This is a genomic window from Bacillus cereus group sp. N14 (assembly GCF_016483555.1).
Classification (GTDB): Bacteria; Bacillota; Bacilli; order Bacillales; family Bacillaceae_G; genus Bacillus_A; species Bacillus_A wiedmannii.
This window is the reverse complement of the sequence record NZ_JAEHBQ010000059.1, coordinates 1-521: the sequence shown is the minus strand read 5'-3', so window position 1 is coordinate 521 and position 521 is coordinate 1. Positions and strand designations below refer to the sequence as shown.

The window sequence follows — 521 nt, the reverse complement described above, 5'->3', positions numbered from 1 at the left end:
TTTTCTAATGGTGCTTTACTGTCTTTATCTATTTTTGTGATTTCTACATTCCCCGTATCTACCATTTCATTTTCTACAGTGAACGCTAAAGATTTTGTCATACCTTTTGTAATTTCAAATGGTACAGGCTTTTCTAATTTTTTGTAGCCTGGTAAACTCTCTACTTCTACTAGCTTGTACTTTCCTACTGATAAATCTGCAACTGTTGCTTTTCCAGCTTTATCTGTCGTTACTTTCGTTACTACCTTGCCTTTATCGTCTTGAACTTCAAAGACTACACCTGCTAATACTTTTTGACTATCTTTATCTACTTTTGTAATTTCTACTGAACCTTTATCTACCATTTCATTTTCTATTTTTAATGATAGAACTTCTGTCATTCCTTTTTTAATTTCAAACGATACTGGTTCTGTTAATTGTTTGTAACCTGGTAAGCTTTCTTTCTCTACTAATTTGTACTTTCCTACAGATAAGTCTGAGATTTTTGCTTTACCATTTTTATCTGTTTTTACTTCCGTTAC

Annotated in this window: 1 protein-coding gene; it reads right to left on the bottom strand. The window is 31.9% G+C overall.

Annotated elements, in window-relative coordinates:
• A partial coding sequence (locus JDS82_RS29015) for an MSCRAMM family protein (RefSeq protein WP_275952025.1) occupies positions 1–521 on the bottom strand: 521 nt, incomplete at both ends.